Origin of the sequence: Flavobacterium sp. SOK18b (assembly GCF_014156605.1) — a bacterium.
Classification (GTDB): domain Bacteria; phylum Bacteroidota; class Bacteroidia; order Flavobacteriales; family Flavobacteriaceae; genus Flavobacterium; species Flavobacterium tiangeerense.
The window spans coordinates 1-873 of sequence record NZ_QKNZ01000174.1 but is presented as its reverse complement, the minus strand read 5'-3'; the positions used below and the strand labels follow the sequence as shown (position 1 = coordinate 873).

Genomic DNA, 873 nt, shown 5'->3' with positions numbered 1-873 from the left:
AGCTAATAGATTAAATATTAAAAGATGGCAAGATAAAGATATTTTATACCTATCGTTTATTAAAGGAACAAGAGCAGTTTCCAATTACTTTATTAAATTTATTGGCTCTACTGACATTACTTCTTCAAAAGAAAATTTTGATAAGCTAAAGGATGCTACAAATAGATATTTTATTGAAAAAAATATAAAAGCATTAGAAAAAGATAAAATTAAAGACAAATTTAAAGCCTATTTCGATGTTTGTTTTGATCAAAAAAAAGATGCTGAATTAGAGTCTATTTCCTCTCTTATTAATGACCAAGAACCAAAGGCTTTTTTAGATTTCATAAAAGAAAAAGAACTAGAAGTTAGTGGTAAAATTGCTATTCATAGAAAAACTGATTTTGATTCTTTTGTTAGAACTAAAATTGTTGAAAAAGGATATACGTTGTTTTTTGATAAATCATTGATTAAAACAAATAAAATAACACACATAGGTAATCAAATTATTATCAACGATGTTCCAGANNTAGCTTTTGATGATGAAAAAACTTCTTGATAGTGTAGTTCAGGTTAGAAGACTTATAGATTTACAAAGTGCTGATTCAATTTCTACAATAGGTTTCCTTGTTATTACTGAAACAAATATTGAATATTTTGATTCATTGCTTGATAGTGAAATAATCGATATACTAAGCGTTGGTGAACCAAATGAAATGAAGAGTATAATGAAGGAGGACATTCCTAATTTTATCAACCAACAAGTTTATTTGGACATAAGAACAGGGAATATTAATTGCTATTTTGAAACGGTAAATGATTTTCTAAATGGTAATAAGTTTAAATTAAAAAGTGAGTTATTCTACATTGCTGAAAATGATTATTATTCAGAAG

General features: G+C 25.8%; 2 protein-coding genes. Both read left to right on the top strand.

Annotated elements, in window-relative coordinates; genetic code table 11:
• Positions 1 to 538: nucleoid-associated protein (locus DNC80_RS15740; protein ID WP_182652028.1), on the top strand; the 538-nt coding region annotated here is incomplete at its 5' end.
• On the top strand, positions 519 to 873 hold a 355-nt coding region (locus DNC80_RS15735), incomplete at its 3' end, for a hypothetical protein (protein ID WP_182652027.1). The genes DNC80_RS15740 and DNC80_RS15735, both read left to right, overlap by 20 nt.